At 60.4% G+C, this 5,278-nt stretch carries 4 protein-coding genes; 2 read left to right on the top strand and 2 right to left on the bottom strand.

The genetic code is table 11. The features are described from left to right. The first annotated feature begins 234 nt into the window (after positions 1 to 234). On the top strand, positions 235 to 1,653 hold the full coding sequence (locus L0H65_RS13765) for an O-antigen ligase (RefSeq protein WP_301459622.1): 1,419 nt from the start codon (positions 235 to 237) through the stop codon (positions 1,651 to 1,653). Next, entirely contained in the window at positions 1,650 to 2,825 is a 1,176-nt protein-coding gene (locus L0H65_RS13760) for a glycosyltransferase (RefSeq protein WP_301459621.1), read from the top strand. The genes L0H65_RS13765 and L0H65_RS13760 overlap by 4 nt, the downstream gene beginning before the upstream one ends. Here the strand turns inward: L0H65_RS13760 and L0H65_RS13755 are convergent. Together L0H65_RS13755 and L0H65_RS13750 are read right to left on the bottom strand one after the other, a co-directional pair. Beyond that, positions 2,798 to 3,931: a glycosyltransferase family 4 protein gene (locus L0H65_RS13755; protein WP_301459620.1), complete on the bottom strand. Its 1,134-nt coding sequence runs from the start codon at positions 3,929 to 3,931 to the stop codon at positions 2,798 to 2,800. The two genes, L0H65_RS13760 and L0H65_RS13755, sit on opposite strands and share 28 nt — an antisense overlap. Then, positions 3,928 to 5,208, bottom strand: coding sequence for a lipopolysaccharide biosynthesis protein (locus L0H65_RS13750; protein ID WP_301459619.1), 1,281 nt, complete (start codon positions 5,206 to 5,208; stop codon positions 3,928 to 3,930). Before L0H65_RS13750 ends, L0H65_RS13755 begins: the two co-directional genes overlap by 4 nt. Between the last annotated feature and the right edge of the window lie 70 nt (positions 5,209 to 5,278).

The raw sequence follows: 5,278 nt of genomic DNA, 5'->3' as shown, positions 1-5,278 counted from the left end.
CAACTGTCATATTATGAAACAACATGCAGTCTCGCTTTCGCGATATCCCCGCGCATGTCTGCGGCAGAACAATTCCTTTGCGCGATTGCCTCGGTTCGGTTAGCGTGATCATCGTATTTTGATGAATTGATTGAGGACGCGCGCGTGTCTCGTCTATCGGGTTTCCTCCTTGACGCGAGCAGAGAGCTTGTATGGTTGGTCGGCGGAACAATTCTGGCTGTCCCGGTTTTTTTGATGCTGGAACCCATAAAGGCTGTCGTCCTTGCAATTGCCATTCTGGTCGTCGTCCTGTCTCTTCTACGACCGATTGTCGGAGTATGGCTCAATCTGTTGGCAAACACCTCGTTTCAGGTACTGGGCAGCGCCCACATTACCGGAGCACCGGCCAGCCTGTCGAAAATTGTCGGAGTCATCGCGATTGGGGCGGTACTGCTGCATGTGATGTTTGCCGGCTGGAAAGTGACGAAATCACCCCTTTACATGAGTATCGGGTTGTTCTTCATTCCCGTTGTCGGGTGGGATATCGTGACAACAAACCCTGAAATAGGGACGATGGAAGGCACGTCACGCTACCTGATGATGATCTTTCTACTGTTTCATCTCAGCACGATCGGCGGGCAGTGCCGTCGCAACCTCGACTCGCTTGTCATCGGCCTGTTCGCGTCCGTCGCAATTTGCGGGATCATCGGCCTTGCCGAGCATTTCTTGCCATCGCTTGCCATCGAATCGGACGACCCGCGGCTGGCCGAAGGCGCGCTTGGCGGCGTGATTGACCGGGAATCGCTGGACGGGGTGACACTGAAGCGGATCACGGGCGGCATTGGCGACGCCAATTGGCTTGCCTACTCCCTGGCGATGACGCTTCCGCTGTTGGTCTATCTTTGGCATCGCTGGCCCGGTTTCTGGATGCGGTGCCTTTTTTCCGCGATGGCGGCCCTGCAAATGATCGCATTGGTCTACAGCTTTACCCGCACAGGGTTTCTGGGGCTCGGGGTGGCTTTCGTGTATCTCGTTTTCCGGCGTGTCATTCCGTTGCGGCCCATCCTTGCAAGCGGTGCGTTGGGTCTTGCCGTTGCAATGGTGGCCTTGCCCGTGGGGTTCACAGACAGGATGTTTTCGTCGAGTTACCTCAAGGAAGGCAGCACGCCTTTGCGGGAGTTTATCGTGTCCGAAGCAGCCCAGATTTTTCTTGAAAAACCGTTGTTCGGTCACGGCTACCGCATGTTTGGGCCAAGTTTCTACCAACGGATGACAGCCGCCTTGCCGGACGACGCGCGGCTGACAGCATGGTCTGATGACACCCGCAAGTCGATTGAAGAAGGGCGCGAGTTGGTCACAAACATCGGCGCGCACAATCTGGAGCTGGAACTGCTGGTCGAATACGGACTGTTTGGCGCGCTCATCTACTTCTCCCTTTTCGTTTTTGCGTGGCGAGAGGCGAGCAAGATCGAGGCGACAGGACCGCCGATGCTGCGCATTCTTGCCATTGCCCTGAAGGCGTCGTTGCTGGCGTTTCTGGCGTGTGGCCTGCTGGGCCATGCCAAATATCTGAAGCTTTTGTGGATCATCTTCGGCGTTCTGATGGCTGCGCGCCGTGTTTCGGCTGTCGGCGACAGCAAGAGTATGGCCCTGCTGGATTGGCGCCGATCATGACCGGCGCCGCGCCCCGGCATGTGCTTTACGTTCAGCCGAATTCCGAAGTCGGCGGGTCGGACATCGCGCTGGCCCGCACAGTAGAGGCGATGGCCGGAACTGGCCAGAAATCCACGGTTGTCCTGCCGGGCGACGGGCCGTTGGTTCAGCGTTTGCGCGATGCCGGTGCCTCGGTCGAGTTCGTTCCGATGCAGCAATTGCGAACCCTGCGGTCGTTGCGATATCAGGGCCGTTATGTGGCGCATTTCCTGCCGTCGGTCTTTCGCCTCGCGCGGGTCATCCGGATTGCGCAGCCCGATCTCGTCCACTCCAATTCCCTGTTCTGCCTGTACGGAGCGTTTGCGGCGGCTTTGGCGCGCAAGCCGCATCTGTGGCATGTCCGGGAAATGGCGCCGCAAGTGCCGGTTCTGACCGCAGCCTACGCGCTGATGGTGCGGAGTTTGTCGCGCACCATTCTGGCGATGAGCGATCCGTGTCTGGAACCGCTTTTTCGCCGCCCCCCGGCGCAAAGCGTCGTGATGCCCGATGCGCTTGACGCGCCGTCATTCCTCGCGCACCTCGACCGTGACAGGTTGCGCCGTGATCTAGGGCTTGCATCTGATGTGCCGATCATCGGCACCGCCGCACGGCTTGATCCGTGGAAGGGCATCCATATTCTGATCGACGCGGCGGCGAAGGTGATGGTGCGGCATCCGCAGGCGGTACTGGTGATTGCAGGCGGGGCACCTGCCGGGTTGGAAGCCTATGAAGCCGAACTGAAAGCGCAAGTGCAGCGGCTTGGCATTGTTACCCGTGTGCTCTTTCTGGGCTGGCGCTATCGCCTTCAGGATATGGCGGATGTGATGGCGGGGTTCACGATCTTCTGCCACAGCGCCATTCAGCCCGAACCGTTCGGACTGGTACTGATCGAGGCGATGTCGGTCGGAACGCCTGTGATCGCTGCAAATGCGGGCGGACCGCGCAGTATTATCGAGGACGGGCGCTCCGGCATCCTGACAACGCCCGGCGCTGCGGACGATCTGGCACTCGCGATCCAGAGCCTGCTTGACGACCCTATCCGCGCAAAGGAAATTGGCGCAGCGGGGGCGGCGCGTCAGTCCGCCGAATTTTCAATCCCGACATTCGTGCAGCGCCTGTCGGATATCTATGACCGGACGACACGCGACACTTGACTGGCGACCTGCCGCTGGACCGTTGCGATCTGTCGCGCCAGCACGGAAACGGTATTGTTTTCGGCAATATAGGCGCGCGCGGCTTCGCCAAGCTGATTGCGCAAATCAGGGTCGAGCAACAACCGCAGGAAGGCCGCTTCCAGTGCCGGGACATCATTGATCGGCACGATCAGCCCGGTCCGCCCATCCGTCACCACGCGCGGCAGATCACCCGCAGCGCTGACCACAACCGCGCGACCCTGCGCCATGCCTTCCAGACAGGTAAGAGGCAGGCTTTCCTTGCGGGAGGGAACCGCGATCACATCGCTTGCTGCGATCCACGGTGCAGTGCTTTCGACAAAACCGGTAAAGTGCAGTCGGTTGCCAAGATCAAGCTTGGCGGCAAGCGCTTTCAATATGGCATCCTCGCCGCCCGAACCGACAATCACGCCTTGCCATGGCATATCGCGGGGCAGGCGGGACAGCGCATTGAGGAACAAATCCTGGCCCTTGCCGGGATGCAACCGTCCGAGAATGGTGAAGATGACCCCCGCTTCGGGCAGCCCTACGCTTTGCCGTGCAAGACGGTGATCAGTCGGCGGGGGTAACAATACCGCGTTTGAAACGACCGAGGCCGCACGCGCCCCCGCAACGCGCACCTCGTCCAGCGTCGCGTGGGAGCCGGTCAACACATGGTCCGCCCGCCGCATCAGTGCGCGGTCCACCGCTTCAAACATCCGGTAGAGCCGACTGTGGGTTGCACCAAGCCAGCCGTGGATATGACAAATCCATGGAACCCGGCGAAAGACCCGCACCATCGCTGCCGACAGGTTTGCGCGCATGTCATGTGTGTGGAGCAGCGCAATATTTTCATCGCGAACCAAGCGACCCAACGCCAGCGCCGTCTTCGGCGATGTGGCAAGCCCGGTCCAGGGTAAACGGATCAACCTTACTTGGCCCCCCGCACTTAAACGCCCCTCCAGCGCCGGATCGGGTTCGCGGGAAAGGAAGATCACCACTGGCTCAATTCCGGGCTGCACAGCGAACTCCGGCATCAGTGATTCAAGCATCGATTCGATGCCGCCAACATGGCCGTAATTACTTTTGATATGGGCCACGCGGATCATGCCGGAACCGCCTTTCGCGCGCCAAGCAAGGCCGCCGCACAGATCATCGCCCCGGCAATGACACGCATCGCGAGCACTGCCCAGGCGGCGCCGAGTGCGCCGTGCGCCGGGATCAATGCCATTCCGATGGTTCCGATCACACAAGCCTGTACCAACGTGATGCCAAGCGTCACGCGCGGTCGCGACATCACCACAAGCGCCAACGCCACGGGAACCAGCCCAACCCAAAGCAATACCGCCGTCGCCAGCACCCGCAGCACCGGTGCCGCAGCCAGAAAAGCGGGGCCGATGGTCAAGGAGATAAGGGGTTCGGCCAGAAAAAAGACGCCAAGAATTGCAACAACAGCCAGCGGTATCGTGAACTTGAGCAGACCTGTCCAGAACGGGATGAACTCTCCGCCCCCCTGCATTTCGGAGATTCGCGGTTGCAGGGCGTGGGTGGCAAATCCTGCCACGACTTCTGGCACCAGCAAAAGCGGCAACAGCGCGCCATAAAGCCCGGCCTCCGCCGCGCCGCGCAGGCTGGTCAGCAGAAACAGATCCAGCCGTTCAACCACCGCGCTGAGCAGCATCGCCGGGGCGACCCAGCGTAAATATGTCATGCTGTCGCGCATCACCGGCACATCGACGCGCCAAACAGCGCGACGGTCTGGACTGGTTCCCAGATAGGCCACGATCAGCAGCGCGAATGTCGCGATCGCATAGGCGGTCAGAAACGTTTTTGCGTTCAGACCAAACCAAAGAGCAGCCACCACGAGGCCGGTGATGCGCAAGACCTGAAGCGCCGCCTCATAGGTCAGAAAACGGGTAAAGCGATTGCGCGACTGACAATCGGCAAGATGACCCCGGAACAGGATTTCCAATGCTGCGGCGATCCCTGCAAGAATAACCAAGGGTGCTTGCGTCGCATCACCCATAAACTGTGCCGCAATCGGGCGTGCCAGCAGTGCTGCCGCGCAAATCAAAATCGCGCTGATCGCAATCCGCAACTGTTGTGCTGACCGCCAGACCGCAACCGCGCGCTGCGGATCTGAAGCAAGGAAACGCGGAACCTGACGCAGCACATCGGTATCAAGCGGATCGCTGAGCGCCGAGGAAAACAGCTTTAGCCCGGCCAGAGCCAAGGCGAGAAACCCGGCTTGGGCTATGCCATCCGGCTGCGCGCCAATCTGCCGATATGACCAGATCACCGCCACGAACCAGAACCCCAGCAAAACAATCCGGCCGAGTGTGACGCCGATGGTTTGCCAGGCAAGGAGGCGGTTGTTCTGACTCAAGAACCCCCCCCCCCCCGCCCCGGGTGACCGCGCCCCACCCCGCGGGGGTTTGGCCATTTGCGGATAGCCC

This window comes from Pseudorhodobacter sp., assembly GCF_030452865.1.
Classification (GTDB): Bacteria; Pseudomonadota; Alphaproteobacteria; order Rhodobacterales; family Rhodobacteraceae; genus Pseudorhodobacter.
This window is presented reverse-complemented; position numbering and strand designations above follow the sequence as displayed.

Excerpts from the sequence above, each read along its gene's own strand:
- L0H65_RS13760 (WP_301459621.1), top strand. The coding sequence starts at position 1,650 with ATGACCGGCGCCGCGCCCCGGCATGTGCTTTACGTTCAGCCGAATTCC.
- L0H65_RS13765 (WP_301459622.1), top strand. The coding sequence starts at position 235 with ATGCTGGAACCCATAAAGGCTGTCGTCCTTGCAATTGCCATTCTGGTC.
- L0H65_RS13755 (WP_301459620.1), bottom strand. The coding sequence starts at position 3,931 with ATGATCCGCGTGGCCCATATCAAAAGTAATTACGGCCATGTTGGCGGC.